General features: G+C 72.8%; 13 protein-coding genes. 6 read left to right on the top strand and 7 right to left on the bottom strand.

What is annotated here, in order from left to right:
• Positions 1-3 precede the first annotated feature (3 nt).
• Positions 4-561, bottom strand: coding sequence for a sigma-70 family RNA polymerase sigma factor (locus ACZ51I_RS08075; protein WP_468872519.1), 558 nt, complete (start codon positions 559-561; stop codon positions 4-6).
• A gap of 263 nt (positions 562-824) precedes the next feature.
• On the opposite strand from ACZ51I_RS08075, the gene ACZ51I_RS08070 reads away from it, so the two are divergent.
• Positions 825-2,039, top strand: coding sequence for a CapA family protein (locus ACZ51I_RS08070; RefSeq protein ID WP_468872517.1), 1,215 nt, complete (start codon positions 825-827; stop codon positions 2,037-2,039).
• A 70-nt stretch (positions 2,040-2,109) separates the two neighbouring features.
• Here the strand turns inward: ACZ51I_RS08070 and ACZ51I_RS08065 are convergent, their stop codons facing one another.
• On the bottom strand, positions 2,110-2,514 hold the full coding sequence (locus ACZ51I_RS08065) for a universal stress protein (protein WP_468873801.1): 405 nt from the start codon (positions 2,512-2,514) through the stop codon (positions 2,110-2,112).
• Between the two features lie 162 nt (positions 2,515-2,676).
• Between ACZ51I_RS08065 and ACZ51I_RS08060 the strand changes: the two genes are divergently transcribed.
• Complete coding sequence (locus ACZ51I_RS08060) at positions 2,677-3,537, top strand: polysaccharide deacetylase family protein (protein ID WP_468872515.1); 861 nt, start codon at positions 2,677-2,679, stop codon at positions 3,535-3,537.
• A gap of 63 nt (positions 3,538-3,600) precedes the next feature.
• Here the strand turns inward: ACZ51I_RS08060 and ACZ51I_RS08055 are convergent, their stop codons facing one another.
• Positions 3,601-4,260: a class F sortase gene (locus ACZ51I_RS08055; RefSeq protein WP_468872513.1), complete on the bottom strand. Its 660-nt coding sequence runs from the start codon at positions 4,258-4,260 to the stop codon at positions 3,601-3,603.
• 423 nt (positions 4,261-4,683) lie between these two features.
• On the opposite strand from ACZ51I_RS08055, the gene ACZ51I_RS08050 reads away from it, so the two are divergent.
• Entirely contained in the window at positions 4,684-5,211 is a 528-nt protein-coding gene (locus tag ACZ51I_RS08050; RefSeq protein WP_468872510.1) for a hypothetical protein, read from the top strand.
• Positions 5,212-5,324: 113 nt separating this feature from the next.
• Here the strand turns inward: ACZ51I_RS08050 and ACZ51I_RS08045 are convergent, their stop codons facing one another.
• The 3 genes from ACZ51I_RS08045 to ACZ51I_RS08035 form a co-directional block, all read right to left on the bottom strand.
• Positions 5,325-5,882: a hypothetical protein gene (locus tag ACZ51I_RS08045; RefSeq protein ID WP_468872508.1), complete on the bottom strand. Its 558-nt coding sequence runs from the start codon at positions 5,880-5,882 to the stop codon at positions 5,325-5,327.
• Between the two features lie 161 nt (positions 5,883-6,043).
• On the bottom strand, positions 6,044-6,808 hold the full coding sequence (locus ACZ51I_RS08040) for a bestrophin-like domain (RefSeq protein WP_468872506.1): 765 nt from the start codon (positions 6,806-6,808) through the stop codon (positions 6,044-6,046).
• A gap of 67 nt (positions 6,809-6,875) precedes the next feature.
• A complete protein-coding gene (locus ACZ51I_RS08035; RefSeq protein ID WP_468872503.1) occupies positions 6,876-7,613 on the bottom strand; it encodes a hypothetical protein in 738 nt (245 codons plus the stop codon).
• 543 nt (positions 7,614-8,156) lie between these two features.
• On the opposite strand from ACZ51I_RS08035, the gene ACZ51I_RS08030 reads away from it, so the two are divergent.
• Both ACZ51I_RS08030 and ACZ51I_RS08025 read left to right on the top strand, forming a co-directional pair.
• Positions 8,157-8,969 (top strand): SAM-dependent methyltransferase, encoded by an 813-nt coding sequence (locus tag ACZ51I_RS08030; RefSeq protein WP_468872502.1) that lies wholly within the window; start codon positions 8,157-8,159, stop codon positions 8,967-8,969.
• Entirely contained in the window at positions 8,966-11,131 is a 2,166-nt protein-coding gene (locus ACZ51I_RS08025; RefSeq protein WP_468872499.1) for a putative bifunctional diguanylate cyclase/phosphodiesterase, read from the top strand. The genes ACZ51I_RS08030 and ACZ51I_RS08025 overlap by 4 nt, the downstream gene beginning before the upstream one ends.
• A 95-nt stretch (positions 11,132-11,226) precedes the next feature.
• Here the strand turns inward: ACZ51I_RS08025 and ACZ51I_RS08020 are convergent, their stop codons facing one another.
• Complete coding sequence (locus ACZ51I_RS08020; RefSeq protein WP_468872497.1) at positions 11,227-12,105, bottom strand: LysR family transcriptional regulator; 879 nt, start codon at positions 12,103-12,105, stop codon at positions 11,227-11,229.
• A gap of 96 nt (positions 12,106-12,201) precedes the next feature.
• Here ACZ51I_RS08020 and ACZ51I_RS08015 point away from each other — a divergent pair, with 96 nt between their 5' ends.
• Positions 12,202-12,927, top strand: coding sequence for a succinate dehydrogenase (locus tag ACZ51I_RS08015; RefSeq protein WP_468872495.1), 726 nt, complete (start codon positions 12,202-12,204; stop codon positions 12,925-12,927).

Genomic DNA, 12,927 nt, shown 5'->3' with positions numbered 1-12,927 from the left:
GCGTCATTGTGGGGCTCCGGCGTGGGCCCGGGCAACGGCCGCGCGGCGCGGCCGGTAGCCGGGCAGGGAGCGGCCGAGCTGCCGCAGGGCGTAGTGCGAGCGGGACTTGACGGTCCCGGCGGGGATGCCGAGCTCGACGGCGGCCTCGTTGACGGTGAGGCCGTGGAAGTAGAGCCGGACGAGCACCGCGCGGTGCTCGGGGCTCAGCTCCCGCACAGCCGCCCGGACGTCGAGCGCGGCCTCGGCCGAGGCAGTGGGGTCGGCGGGGTCGGGCGTCACGGCGAGGACGCCGTCGCCGGTCTCGGCGGGCCGGGCGAGACGTGAGCGGCGCGCGTCGATGGCGAGGCGGCGGGCCACCGTGAAGAGCCAGGGGCGCATCGACGCGTAGGGGCCGTCGAAGGCCTCGGGGTGGAGCCATGCCCGTACCAGGGTCTCCTGGGCGAGGTCCTCGGCCCGCTGCCGGTCCCCGTAGGTCAGGCCGAGCAGGAAGGAGAGCAGGGCCGGACCGTGGTCCCGCTGCAACTTCTCCAGGGTCCGCTCGTCGGTCGTCGCCGTCGTCATGCTGCCCGCCTCTCCCGCGGCTCGTCATCGTCCCGGGCGTATACGAGCGCATCCGGACGCCGGGCGACAGGGAACGGACATCGGTCTGCGACGAACGGTCGGACCGAGCGGCGAATGGTACGGCGAACGGTCGAACCGAGTCGTTGCGTCCGTTTCAGCGGGGTTCGTCGCCCGGCGCGGCCTTGACCCTTGACTGCGGCTTTCTCAGGAGATCAATTCGTCAGAACGGATGTTCATCACATGACTCGGGCGGAGTGCCGTACATGACCTCACGCACCAGACCCAAGGGGGTGGCGGTACTCGCCGCGCTCCTGCTCGCGGCGGCCACCGGCTGCACCGGCGGCAACGGCCCGGCCATCGGCACCTCCACCCCGGGAACCGCGGCCGGGCGGACCGGCGGCGCGAGCCCCGGCGCGGCGTCCGCCGCACCCGGCGGGGCCTCCGCGGCCACCGGCTTCACCCTCGTCGCCTCCGGTGACGTCCTCCCGCACGACTCGATCATCCGGCGGGCCGCCGAGGACGCGAAGGGGGCGGGCTACGACTTCGGCCCCATGCTCTCCGGCGCCAAGCCCCTCGTCTCCCGCGCCGACCTGGCCATCTGTCACATGGAGACCGTGTACGGAGCGGAGGGCGGGCCCTACACCGGTTACCCCGCCTTCGCATCTCCCCCCGAGGTCGCCGCCGCGCTCAAGGTCACCGGCTACGACTCCTGCTCCACCGCCTCCAACCACACCCTCGACGACGGCGCCGCGGGCCTCGCCCGCACCCTTGACGCGCTCGACAAGGCCGGTGTCCGGCACGCCGGCTCCGCCCGTACGGCCGAGGAGGCGGCGCGGCCCACCCTGCTCAAGGCGGGCGGCGCCACGGTCGCCCACCTCGCCTACACCTACGACACCAACGGATACCCGCTCCCCGAGGGGCAGCCCTGGGCCGTCCGTCTGCTCGACGAGGACAAGGTGATCGCCGACGCCCGCGCCGCCCGCGCGGCCGGCGCCGACGTGGTGGTGGCCAGCGTCCACTGGGGCACCGAGTGGCAGACCGAACCCGACGAGCGGCAGCTCTCCCTCGGCCGTGCGCTGACAGCCTCGCGGAGCGGCGGACGCCCGGACGTGGATCTCCTTCTCGGTACACATGCCCACGTGCCCCAGGCCTACGAGAAGGTCAACGGGACCTGGATCGTCTACGGGATGGGCGACCAGATCGCCGGCGACATGATCAATCACGAGGGCGCCTACGACCCGCGCGGCAACCAGAGCAGCATCGGCCGCTTCACCTTCACCCCGCCCAGGACCGCCGGCGGGCGCTGGCAGGTCACCAGGGCCGAGTTCGTCCCCCAGTGGTTCGACACCGCGCAGGGCCGCGTGGTGAACCTCGGCTCGGACGGGAGCAACGCACACCTGGCCGGGATCCGCGACACCGTCCGGCAGGTGGTCCTCGGCCGGGGCGCCGCCAAGGACGGCCTGGTGATGGGGGAGTAGCGGGAGGTGCAGGCCCGTCCGGCGTCGCGGCCCGGCCCTGATCCGCCGGCCATGCCCTACGGCCGGCCGGTCACGGCACGACGGTGACCGGCCAGCGGCCCGCCTTCACCAGGCGGACGGCGACCGAGCCGGCGAAGCGGTGGCCCGCCGACTCCGAGGTGCCCACCACCACGGCGTCCGCGGTCAGTTCCTCCGCCGCCTGGACCAGGCCCGCGTAGGCGTCGCCCCGGAAGGTGTGGAACTCCCACCGCATCCGCCACAGGTCCTTGACTCTCTCCGCGGACGTCCGGATCTCGGCGGCGAGGTCCTCGGCGATCTCCTCGGTCGTCCCGGCCACGGGCGCGCCGAGCGCCGCGCCCGCCGGGATCAGCGGCTGCACGTACACGAGCGCGAGCAGGGCGTTCTGGCGCCGGGCGAGCCCGGCCGCGTACGCCGCGGCGCGCAGGGAGGAGGCGGAGCCGTCGACCCCCGCCATGATCACTCTGGGGCCGTCGGTACCGCGTTCGAAGTGGCCTCGCCGCTGTTCGCTCACCCTTCGAGGCTATCGGCTCATCGGGTGTTTTCGGACAGGCGCCCGGTGTCGCTGAGCTGCCCGGACCCTCGCCCGTACGAACCATTAGTCATGAAAAAGGATCAGATGCCCCATGGGCGCAGGGCGGTCCTGCGCCTCGCCGCCGCCCTCGGGGCCACCGCCACCGTCGGAGGCCTCGCGGCGGACCGGCTCGCCGCACCCGGCACGGCCACCGGCGCCGTCTCCACACCCCGCGGCACGTCGGGCCCCGGGCGCTCGGGGCCCGCCGCGGGCCCGCAGACGCAGGCGGCCCGGCTGCGCGGGTCCGCGTACCGGCTCCAGCCCATGACCGCGTACGCGCCCCCGGCCTTCCGGCGCGCGGTTCCGCCGGTGCGGCAGCGGCCCTTCCTCAGCATGTCCGGGGTGGGCCGCTCGATGGTGCTGACCTTCGACGACGGTCCCGACCCCCTGTACACCCCCGGGATTCTGGAGACCCTGCGCCGCTACGACTGCCGGGCGATGTTCTTCGTCTGCGGCGAGATGGCCGTGGAGAACCAGGACCTGTTGCGGGAGATGGCCGCGGACGGCCACGTCGTCGGCAACCACACCTGGTCCCATCCCCTCGTCCCCAAGCTGCGGCCCTCCCGCATCCGCGACGAACTCGGCTCCACCAGCGAGGTCGTCGAGCGGGCCCTCGGCACCGCCCCGCTCTGGTACCGGGCGCCCTACGGGGCCTGGAACCGGCACTCCTTCGAGATCGGCGCGGAACTCGGCATGGAGCCGCTCGCCTGGACCGTCGACACCCTGGACTGGAAGGAACCCGGCACCTCCACCATCGTCCGCCGCGTCCTCGACGGAGCCGCACCCGGCGTCGTCGTCCTGTCCCACGACGCCGGCGGCAACCGCTCCCAGAGTGTGGCCGCGCTCCGCCGCTACCTGCCGGAACTCCTCGACGCGGGCTACCACATCACCGTCCCCCGGCGCTGAGCGTACGGAAGGCGAAGGGCCCCGGCACCTCCCGGTGCCGGGGCCCTCCGCCGCGGGCGGGCGCTACCGCGAGCCGACCATGCGCGCGAAGACGACGACGTTCCCGTCGTAGCCACGCGCGCGCGTGTAGCCGCCGCCGCAGGTGATCACCCGCAGCTCCGGCTCGCCGGTGTCGGCGTAGACCTCTACGCCGGGGAAGTTGTCCTTGGCGTACACCTCGACGCCGTAGATCTCGAAGACCGCGACCCGGCCGTCGTACCGCTCGACCTCGACGTGCTGGCCCTTCTGGAGGGAGCCCAGGCCGTAGAAGACCGCCGGGCCCTTCGTGTTGTCGACGTGGCCGACGAGGACGGAGGTGCCGCGCATGCCGGGGGCGATGCCGTTCTGGTACCAGCCGACGAGGTTGGGGTCCTCCGGGGGCGGGGCCGCCACCCAGCCCTGCTCGTCCAGACCCACGTCGATGATGGGGGCCGCCACCTGGATCGCCGGGATCTTGACCCGGGAGGCCGGGGCGGACGGCAGCGGCTCCAGACCGGTGTTCGCGGCGGGCGGCGGGGCGACCGGGCGTGCCGCCGGCCGGGCCGCCGCGGCGGGTTGCGGCGGCCCGAGGGGGACGTCCACCCCGTTGCGCATCATCGCGAGCCCGGACAGCATGGCGAGGGCCAGGACGCCCCAGGGTTGGCGTCTCCTGCGCTCGAAGACGCGGAAGTCCTTCGGGGGCATGGTTCTCCCTTCTCGGCGTCGTCAGAACGGTAAGGGCGGTCGCGCGGACCGTCGCGCCGGACGGCGCGAACGGGTGGGGGCCGCCGCCGGACGGGTGTCCGGGCCCCGGCGGCGGTGTGCCCGACGGGTGTCCGGACGCCTGCGCGGTGCGCCGCACGGCGTGAGCGGGGAGCCCTGCGTACGGCGCAGCCGGGTGACAGCCGGGCTGACCCATCCGAGTAATCGTCAGATAAGCCTCCCGGAAGGCTTTGACCTGCGATTCCGCCGCCTCAAGGTGTCCCTTTCTCGGCGTGTCGCCTCACCGGACCGGCCCAGTGCCGACATGCACGCCTGGCACCGGTTTGTGATGGTTCGTCATGGAAGGCGTACTCGTCGAATCTCCCGGAGCACCGCTTTGGGGCGTCTTCCACTGGAGGTTCAACCATGCGTGCTGCACGCACTCTGGCGGTGACCGCCACCGCACTCGCGGCGGTCGGCCTCGCGGCCCCCCTCGCCACCGCAACCAACGGGCCCGGCAGCGTGACCCTCAGCCCTTCGCAGGCCGAGCGGGGCGGAGACGGATCCAACGGCGTCACCGTGTCCCCCTTCGCGGTCCACCAGGGCGCGACTCTCACGATCACCGTCCGGGGCTGCGCCGGCGGCACGGTCACGTCCAACGCCTTCCCGACGGTCACGCTCTCCCCGGCCGTGAACGGGGTGTCCACCGCCACCGCCCGCATCTTCAACAACGCCACGCCCGGCCAGTACAACCTGGCCGTCCAGTGCAACGGCCGTACGCTCACGCAGCCGTTCCGGGTCCTGGTCGGCCAGGGCGCGGCCGGCGGCCTCGGCGGTTCGCTGGCTCCCAGCTCCACCGAGATGGCCGTCGGCGGCAGCCTCGTCGCCGCGGCCGCGCTCGGCGGCGGGCTCTTCATCGTCCGCCGTCGGCGCCTGACCGGCGCCGGAGTCTGACCGGCCGAACCTCCCGGTCGGCCCGTCGTGCCCGTCACCCCCGAGTCCCGGCAGGGACCCGGGGGTGACGGGCGTCCGGGACGCCGCCGCACCCCCGGGCCACGGCCGGCCGCTCAGTGACGCCGGCCGGAGCCCGAGCGGCGGCGGACCACATAGACGGTGCCCGCGGCGGCAGCGGCCAGGAACAGCGCCCCGCCCGCGGCCAGTTCGGTGGAACTGGGCGCCATCGAACCACCGAGACCGCCCCGCACCCCGCGCGGAGGCGTGAGGACCGTGGCGCTGATGGTCGGGGTGGCGGTGGGAGCACCGCTGATCGTCAGGGCGACGGTGTCCTGCACCCCGCCCGTGCAGTTGAACAGCACCGTGTACACGGCGCCGCGCTTGGCGTCCGCGTCCACGGTGGCCGTCACCGTCGCACCGGGTGCGATGGTGGCGGTGTCGAAGATGCCGGCCGAGGCGGTCGCCGTACTGGCGCAGCCGGGGGCGCTCAGCGTCACCCGGCCGCCCGGGGCGACGACCGCGGGCGACACGACGAAATCGCCCGGTGCTTTGGCCCTGGCCACTCGCGGGTCGCTCGCGGGAGCACCGTCCGCCGCGAGGGCGGCCGGGGCGGCCAGGGCGAGGGCGGCCGCCCCCAACAGGGCAGTGGACGCGGCACGTATCGCGCGCATGGTGAATCCTCCGGGTCCCGAGGGGCAGCCGCGGAAGGGGTTCCGCGAAGGACGGTGCACCTCGATGCCCGAAACGCTAGGAGCGCACTACCACAGCCGCGATCCCAGAGGTGCGAATGGGGCACCGATGTCCCCCGGGTGGCCCACTCGCACGGGCCCGCTCAGCCTGTGATCTGCGGAAACAGATCGGTGAACGGCGCGGCGGTGGCCGAGATGCCTCGGCCGAACGGCGCGTCGAAGTCCCAGATGAGGAACAGCAGGAAGGCGATCAGCACGCTGAAGAGCCCGGCGAGCAGCAGCTCCCGGCCGGTCCTGCGGATCTGCAGCGTGAAGATGAGGCCGACCGTCACCAGAGCCCCGATGATCAGGCCGAACCAGACCACCCCGGGCATCGTCGCCCCCGCGTTCTGGCCGCGCGCGCCCCGGGCGTCGTCGGCGGCGGCCACCTGGTCGACAAGCGGCTGGTACGCCTGCCCCTCGAAGTCGTTGGCGGGCTGGTAGTCGGTGACACTGCGCCGCACCCGCTCCAGGAGCGCGGTGCCCTCGTCGCTGAGCTCGCCCTTGTCGGCCATGTACGTCCACTCGTCGTGGACCACGTACGAGACGTACGCGTCGACGTCGGTGCGGATCCGGGCCCGGACCTCCTGTGGGTAGACCTCGGAGCGCGCCGAGATCTCGTGCATCGCCTGGGCCTCCTGGCGCACGGTCTCCTGAGCGGCACCCCGGGCCTCCCAGACGCCGGCGATGGCCAGGCCGAGGACGATCGCGTAGATCACGCCGATCATCATCGTCATGTACTCGATGACGTCGGGGGTCTCGCTGGGGTCGTCGTCCTCGGGGATCCGGCGGTTGTTGATGACGACGATGGTGAGCACGACGGCGCAGGCGGCGGCCATCGCGAGGGAGAGAACAAGCCATTCGGACATGGATTCCTCCGGCGGGATCAGAGGGGCGGGCGGTCGGTGGGATCAGAGGGGCCTGCGGGACCGCGGGTCACTTGGAGCGCGGGCGCAGGATCGCCGTCGCGAGCACGGCAGGGGCGGTGATCATGAGCGTCGCGGTGACCACGGAGGTGCCCCCTTGCTTCTTGGCGCGCGTCGCCTGGCGGTAGTGGGGCAGCGCCACGGGGGAAGGGGGCGCCGGACGGGGCCGTACGGTGGGCGGCGGCGTCGGGGACGGCGGGAGCGGCGGAGCGGGCGCGGGCTGCGGCGGCCTCGTGGCCGGAGGCGTGGGGGACGGCGGCTCCGGGCGCGGCGCCGGCCTGACGGCCGGCGGCTTCGGCGCGGGGCGGGGCGGAACCGGCTTGGGCTTGGGCGGCTGGGGCGGCTCCGGATTCGGCGTCGGCGTCGGGGAGGGAGAGGGGGACGGGGGCTTGGGCGTCGGCGTCGGTGAGGGCGTGGGCGTGGGCTCGGGCGTGGGTGAGGGGCACGGCGGGGGCGGCTCGGGGTCGCAGGGCTTCGGGTGGTGGTGATGGTCGTGACCCTTGCCCTTGCCCTTTCCGTGGTCCTCGTGCCCTTTGCCCTTGCCTTGCCCCCCGCCCTTTCCGTGGCCGTTCTCCTGGTGGTCGTCGTAGTGGGCGTCGCCGGCGACCGCCACCGCGAGGTGTGCACCGCCCGAGTCGGTCGAGGCGTAGGCGCAGGCGTCGGCGGCGGCGGGCACCGGTGCGGCGAGCAGCCACACGAGTCCGAGGGCCGCCAGCGGCCGCGCGAGGAGTGATCCGTACAGAGACACGCCGTCGAGCTTGATCACAGACAGAGGGCGGCGGGGCGGAATCGGTCCGGATTCGCCAGATGGAGGGGATCTCCGGATGTATGGGCTTGACGTTGCGCCGGGTGCCGGAGGCGGATTCGGCACAATGCCCGGTATTACCGTGCGTACTGTTTCCGGACGGATGGCCGACACGGCCCGTTCAGGCCTCCCGGGCAAGAACTGTCCGGTTGTCACCCTGTCGGACGGCACGGCCGACAGGGCATCCTTCACCGGCGACCAGGTCCCGAAAACGACAACAGTCGAGGTACGGAAGGGGCCTGGCGATCCGCCGGACGTGACCGGCACCCTCTTGCGGCCTGACGCACGATCATATGCACGTGAAGCTGCACAGTCTGAAGGCGTGAACTCGGCGTTCATTGAGCACGTGCCAATGGCGTGTGACCAAGAACGGACCGCGAATTTCCGTTTCTACTCGCTCTCCCGGCGGGCGATCAGTAGCCTCACCTCGAACACCGGCCGCGAACACCTGGCCGCGTCCCCCATGGCGACTTGTTGGAGACATTGATGGAGCGTCCCGCCTGGGCTCCGCCCGGTATCGACATCTCGGTGCCGAGCGTGTCCCGTATGTACGACTTCTATCTGGGCGGCTCGCACAATTTCGAAGTGGACCGGGAAGCGGCGCGCAAGGCCATGGAGTTCATGCCTGGCCTCCCCAAGATCATGCAGGCGAATCGTGCCTTCATGCGGCGCGCCGTCCGCCACGCCGCTGACAACGACGTCACCCAGTTCCTCGACATCGGCTCCGGCATACCCACCTTCGGCAACGTGCACGAGGTCGCCCGGGCCGCCGACCCCGCCGCCCGGGTCGTCTACGTCGACCACGACCCCGTCGCCGTGGCCCACAGCCGCGCCGTCCTGGAGGGCGACGAGAGCGCCGCCGTCGTCGCCGCCGACCTGCGCAAGCCGGCCGACATCCTGTACAGCCCCGACGTGGCCCGGCTCCTCGACCTCGACCGGCCGGTGGCCCTGCTCCTCGTCGCCGTCCTGCACTTCCTGGAGGACGAGGACCGGCCGCACGAGGCCGTCGCCGAACTGATCGACGCCCTCGCCCCCGGCAGCCTCGTCATCCTGACCCATGCCTCGTACGAGGGCATCCCGCTCTCCGAGGAGCGGGCGGGCGGCACCGTCGGGGTCTACCGCGACATCCGCAACCCGCTGGTGATGCGGTCGAGCGACGAGATCATCCGCTTCTTCGAAGGTACCGAACTGGTCGAGCCCGGACTCGTGCCGATGCCGCTCTGGCGGCCGGACAGCCCGGCCGAGGAGGAGGATCCGTACGCCTTCTCCGGGTTCGCAGGGGTGGGGCGCAAGGCGTGAAGGTCCCGTCGCAGCCGTCCGGCGCCGTCGCCGAAGCCGACGGCCCGGAGGACAGACTCAGGCGGTTCGTCACCATCTGGAGCCGCGCGATCTTCCCGGTGACCGCCACCTCGCTCACCCGCGCCGAGTTCGAGGGGCATCTGCTGCCGCTGGCCCGCACCCTGTGCGACGCCCTGCACGCCCGCCCCTTCGACACGGCACCGGCCCATCGCGCCGGCGCGGCCCTCGTCGCCGCCCACTGCACCGACCCGGACGCGCTCGGCCGCAGCCTCGGCGTCGTCGAGTCGTACCTGGTGCTCTACTGCGGCACGGAGTCGGACCTCGCGGCCGAGGAACTGCGCGCCCGCTGCGCCCGGCTCCAGCACGCCATGGCCGCCGGCTACGCGCAGGCCCTCCGCGAGCGCACCCGCTCCGAGCAGGAGGCCATCGCCCGCTCCGCGCTCGCCGCCCGCAGCGCCGCCGAGATCGCCCTGCACGCCACCGAGAGCCGCTTCCGCGCGGTCTTCGACGGGGCGGCGATCGGCATCGGCATCGCGGACCTCGACGGCAACGTCCTGGAGGTCAACGAGACCCTCACCCGTATGTTCGGCGGGATGGAGGGCCAGGTGCGCAGCCGGAACGTCAGCGAGTGGGCCCACCCGGAGGATGGGCCCCACGTCTGGAAGCTGTACGAGGAGCTGGTCCGCGGCGAGCGTGAGCACTACCGCGTCGAGAAGCCGTACTACCGGGGTGACGGAACGGTTCTCTGGACGAACCTCACCGTCTCGCTCCTCCGGGACGCCGACGGCAACCCCCAGTACCAGCTGGCCCTCATGGAGGACACCACCGAACGGCGCCTGCTCCATCTGCGCCTGCGGTACGAGGCCACGCACGACGCGCTCACCGGGCTGCCCAACCGGACCCTGTTCTTCGAACGCCTGGAGAAGGCGCTCGCGCCCGGCGACAACGCCCGCTTCGGCCTCTGCTACCTCGACCTCGACGGCTTCAAGGTCATCAACGACAGCCTCGGCCACTCCACCGGCGACCGGCTGCTCGTCGAGGTCGCCGACCGGCTGCAGAGCTGCGTCACCGGGGCCGGCGAGATGGTCGCCCGGCTCGGCGGCGACGAGTTCGTGGCCCTCACCACCGGCTCCGGCGGTCAGCGGGACGTCACCGAACTCGCGGATCGCATCCTCGCCTCCCTCTCCACCCCCCTCCGCATCGACGGCCGTGAGCTCACCGTGCGCGGCAGCCTCGGCGTGGTCGAGGGCCCGGCGGGGGAGCGGACCCCGGCCGAGGTGCTCCGCAGCGCCGACATCACCATGTACCGGGCCAAGTCGGCGGGCGGCAACCGCTTCGAGCTCGCCGATCCCGAGGCCGACGCCCGCGCCATCACCCGGCACGGGCTCACCACCGCCCTGCCGACCGCCCTGGAGCGCGGCGAGTTCTTCATCGAGTACCAGCCGCTCGTCCACCTCGACGACGGCAGCGTCCACGGCGCGGAGGCCCTCGTCCGCTGGTGCCACCCGCAGCACGGGGTGCTCGGCCCGGACCGCTTCATCCCGCTCGCCGAGGACACCGGCCTCATCGTGCCGCTCGGCCGCTGGGTCCTCCAGGAGGCCGTGCGCCAGGCCCGCTTCTGGCAGACCCGGCACTCCGACGGCGGCCCGCTGCGGATCAACGTCAACCTCTCCCCGACACAGCTGCACCACCCGCGGCTGGTCGCCGACACCGTCGACGTCCTGGAGCGGTCGGGGCTCGAACCGGGCGCGCTCTGCCTGGAGGTCACCGAGTCGGCCCTCATCGGCGCCGACGAGGACCTCCTGAAGCCGCTGCGGCAGCTCGCCGAGATGGGCGTGGACATCGCCCTCGACGACTTCGGCACCGGCTACTCGAACCTGGCGAACCTGCGGCGGCTGCCGGTGAGCGTCCTGAAGCTGGACCGCTCCTTCACCCGGGGCATGCAGCAGCATCCGGTGGACCCGGTCGACCTCAAGATCGTCGAGGGGATCGTCTCACTGGCGCACAGCCTGGAGCTGGCTGTCACGGTCGAGGGCGTGGAGACCGGGGCCCAGGCCCGTCAGCTCCGGGACCTCGGCTGCGACACGGCCCAGGGCTGGTACTACGCCCGGCCGGGCGCCCCGGACCGCATCCACTCCCTGCTCCTGGCGGACGCGGTGTAGTTCCCCGTGTGGGTGCGCCCCTGCAGGGCGGGCCCCTTCGCCCACCCGCCGTGGGGGGGGCGGGGCGCCGCCCAGTACGGGCGCCCACAACGGGGTCACCGTTGCCGCAGCAGCAGGCGCTGGAGTTCGCGGGCCGCTCGTGGCGGTGCCACGTCGCTGCGGTGGGCCAGGGCGATCGTGCGGCGCAGGCCCGGCCGGGCCAGGGCCGTCACCCGCAGGTCCCGCCCCGCGCGCGCCGCGACCATCGCCGGCACGACCGCCAGCCCGAGCCCCGCCCGTACGAAACCGAGCACGGCGTCCAGTTCCCCGCCCTCCACGGTGAACGTGGGCTCGAACCCCTCGGCCCGGCAGGCCGCGACGGTGAGTTCCCGCAGGTCGTAGCCGTGGCGGAACATCACGAGCGGCTGGTCCCGGAGGTCGGCGATCCGTACCGGCCGCCGGGGCGCCGGCTCCGAGGCGGCGGAGACCACGACCAGGTCCTCCCGGAGCAGCTCGACCGTCGTCAGGGCGGGGGAGGGAGTGGGCAGCGGGAGGACGACGAGCGCGAGGTCGAGCGCTCCGCGCGCCAGCTCCCGTACGAGATCGTGCGAGCCGCCCTCCTCGATGAGCAGCTCGATCCCCGGGTGCAGGTCGTGGAAGGCCCGCAGCACGTCCGGAAGGAGCCCCGTGCACAGGCTCGGCGTCGCACCGAGCCGCACCCGGCCCCGCTTGAGCTGGGCCAGCTCCTGCACCTCCAGGCGGGCCGTCTCCGTGTCGGCGAGGATCCGGCGCGCGAGCGGCAGCAGGGCCTCGCCCGCGTCGGTGAGCGTGATGTTCCCCCGGGCGCGGCTGAACAGCTCCGCGCCCAACTCCTGTTCCAGGGCCTTGATCTGCTGGGAGAGCGAAGGCTGCGAGACATGGACGCGTTCGGCGGCCCGCGTGAAGTGCCGGGTCTCGGCCACGGCGACGAAGTAGAGGAGCTGCTGGAACTGCATGCCCCCAGCGTAGAGGACATGGATAGGGAAGGCCTATCGAGATCAGCCGGACCATGTCTTGGACCTCTCGGGCCCTTCGGCCCTAGCGTCGAGAACATGGCTCTGGCACCCACGAGGGAGCGGACGGCCTCCCGCCCGCCGTCCCCCACACCCTCCCGCGGATTCTGGTCGTCGACCCTCGGCAAGAAGACGGTCATGGCCGTCAGCGGGCTGATCATGCTCGGCTATCTCGTCGCCCACGTCGCGGGCAACCTCAAGGTCTTCTTCGGCCCCGAGGAGTTCAACGCCTACGGCCACTGGCTGCGCGTCATGGGCGCTCCCGTACTGCACCACGAGTGGGCCCTCTGGCTGGTCCGGATCGTGCTCCTCGCCGCCGTCCTCGCCCACGCCGTCTCCGCGTACCAGCTCAGCCGGCGCGACCTGAAGGCCCGCCCCACCGCGTACGTCCACCGCCGCAGGCGCTCCTCGTACGCCACCCGCACCATGCGCTGGGGCGGGGTCATCCTCGGCCTCTTCATCGTCTGGCACGTCCTCGACCTGACCACCGGCACGGTCCACACCGGGGGCTTCGAGGAGGGCAAGCCCTACCAGAACGTCGTCGACACCTTCTCCACCTGGTACGGCGATGTCGTCTACATCGTCGCCATGCTCGCCCTCGGACTCCACGTCCGCCACGGCTTCTGGAGCGCCGCCCAGACCCTGGGCGTCGGCAACGCCCGCCGCGAGCGCCTCCTCAAGACCCTCGCCAACGCCCTCGCGCTCGTCCTGACCGCGGGCTTCGTCTCCGTCCCCGTCGCCGTCATGACCGGAGTGGTGAGCTGA

It is taken from the genome of Streptomyces sp. NPDC034084 (assembly GCF_055575535.1).
The sequence above is the reverse complement of the archived record's forward strand: the minus strand, read 5'-3'. Positions and strand labels throughout refer to the sequence as shown.

What these genes read in the sequence shown, in the direction of transcription:
- ACZ51I_RS08075 (WP_468872519.1), bottom strand. Translation starts at nt 561, where the DNA reads ATGACGACGGCGACGACCGACGAGCGGACCCTGGAGAAGTTGCAGCGG.
- ACZ51I_RS08070 (WP_468872517.1), top strand. Translation starts at nt 825, where the DNA reads ATGACCTCACGCACCAGACCCAAGGGGGTGGCGGTACTCGCCGCGCTC.
- ACZ51I_RS08065 (WP_468873801.1), bottom strand. Translation starts at nt 2,514, where the DNA reads ATGGCGGGGGTCGACGGCTCCGCCTCCTCCCTGCGCGCCGCGGCGTAC.
- ACZ51I_RS08060 (WP_468872515.1), top strand. Translation starts at nt 2,677, where the DNA reads ATGCCCCATGGGCGCAGGGCGGTCCTGCGCCTCGCCGCCGCCCTCGGG.
- ACZ51I_RS08055 (WP_468872513.1), bottom strand. Translation starts at nt 4,260, where the DNA reads ATGCCCCCGAAGGACTTCCGCGTCTTCGAGCGCAGGAGACGCCAACCC.
- ACZ51I_RS08050 (WP_468872510.1), top strand. Translation starts at nt 4,684, where the DNA reads ATGCGTGCTGCACGCACTCTGGCGGTGACCGCCACCGCACTCGCGGCG.
- ACZ51I_RS08045 (WP_468872508.1), bottom strand. Translation starts at nt 5,882, where the DNA reads ATGCGCGCGATACGTGCCGCGTCCACTGCCCTGTTGGGGGCGGCCGCC.
- ACZ51I_RS08040 (WP_468872506.1), bottom strand. Translation starts at nt 6,808, where the DNA reads ATGTCCGAATGGCTTGTTCTCTCCCTCGCGATGGCCGCCGCCTGCGCC.
- ACZ51I_RS08030 (WP_468872502.1), top strand. Translation starts at nt 8,157, where the DNA reads ATGGAGCGTCCCGCCTGGGCTCCGCCCGGTATCGACATCTCGGTGCCG.
- ACZ51I_RS08020 (WP_468872497.1), bottom strand. Translation starts at nt 12,105, where the DNA reads ATGCAGTTCCAGCAGCTCCTCTACTTCGTCGCCGTGGCCGAGACCCGG.
- ACZ51I_RS08015 (WP_468872495.1), top strand. Translation starts at nt 12,202, where the DNA reads ATGGCTCTGGCACCCACGAGGGAGCGGACGGCCTCCCGCCCGCCGTCC.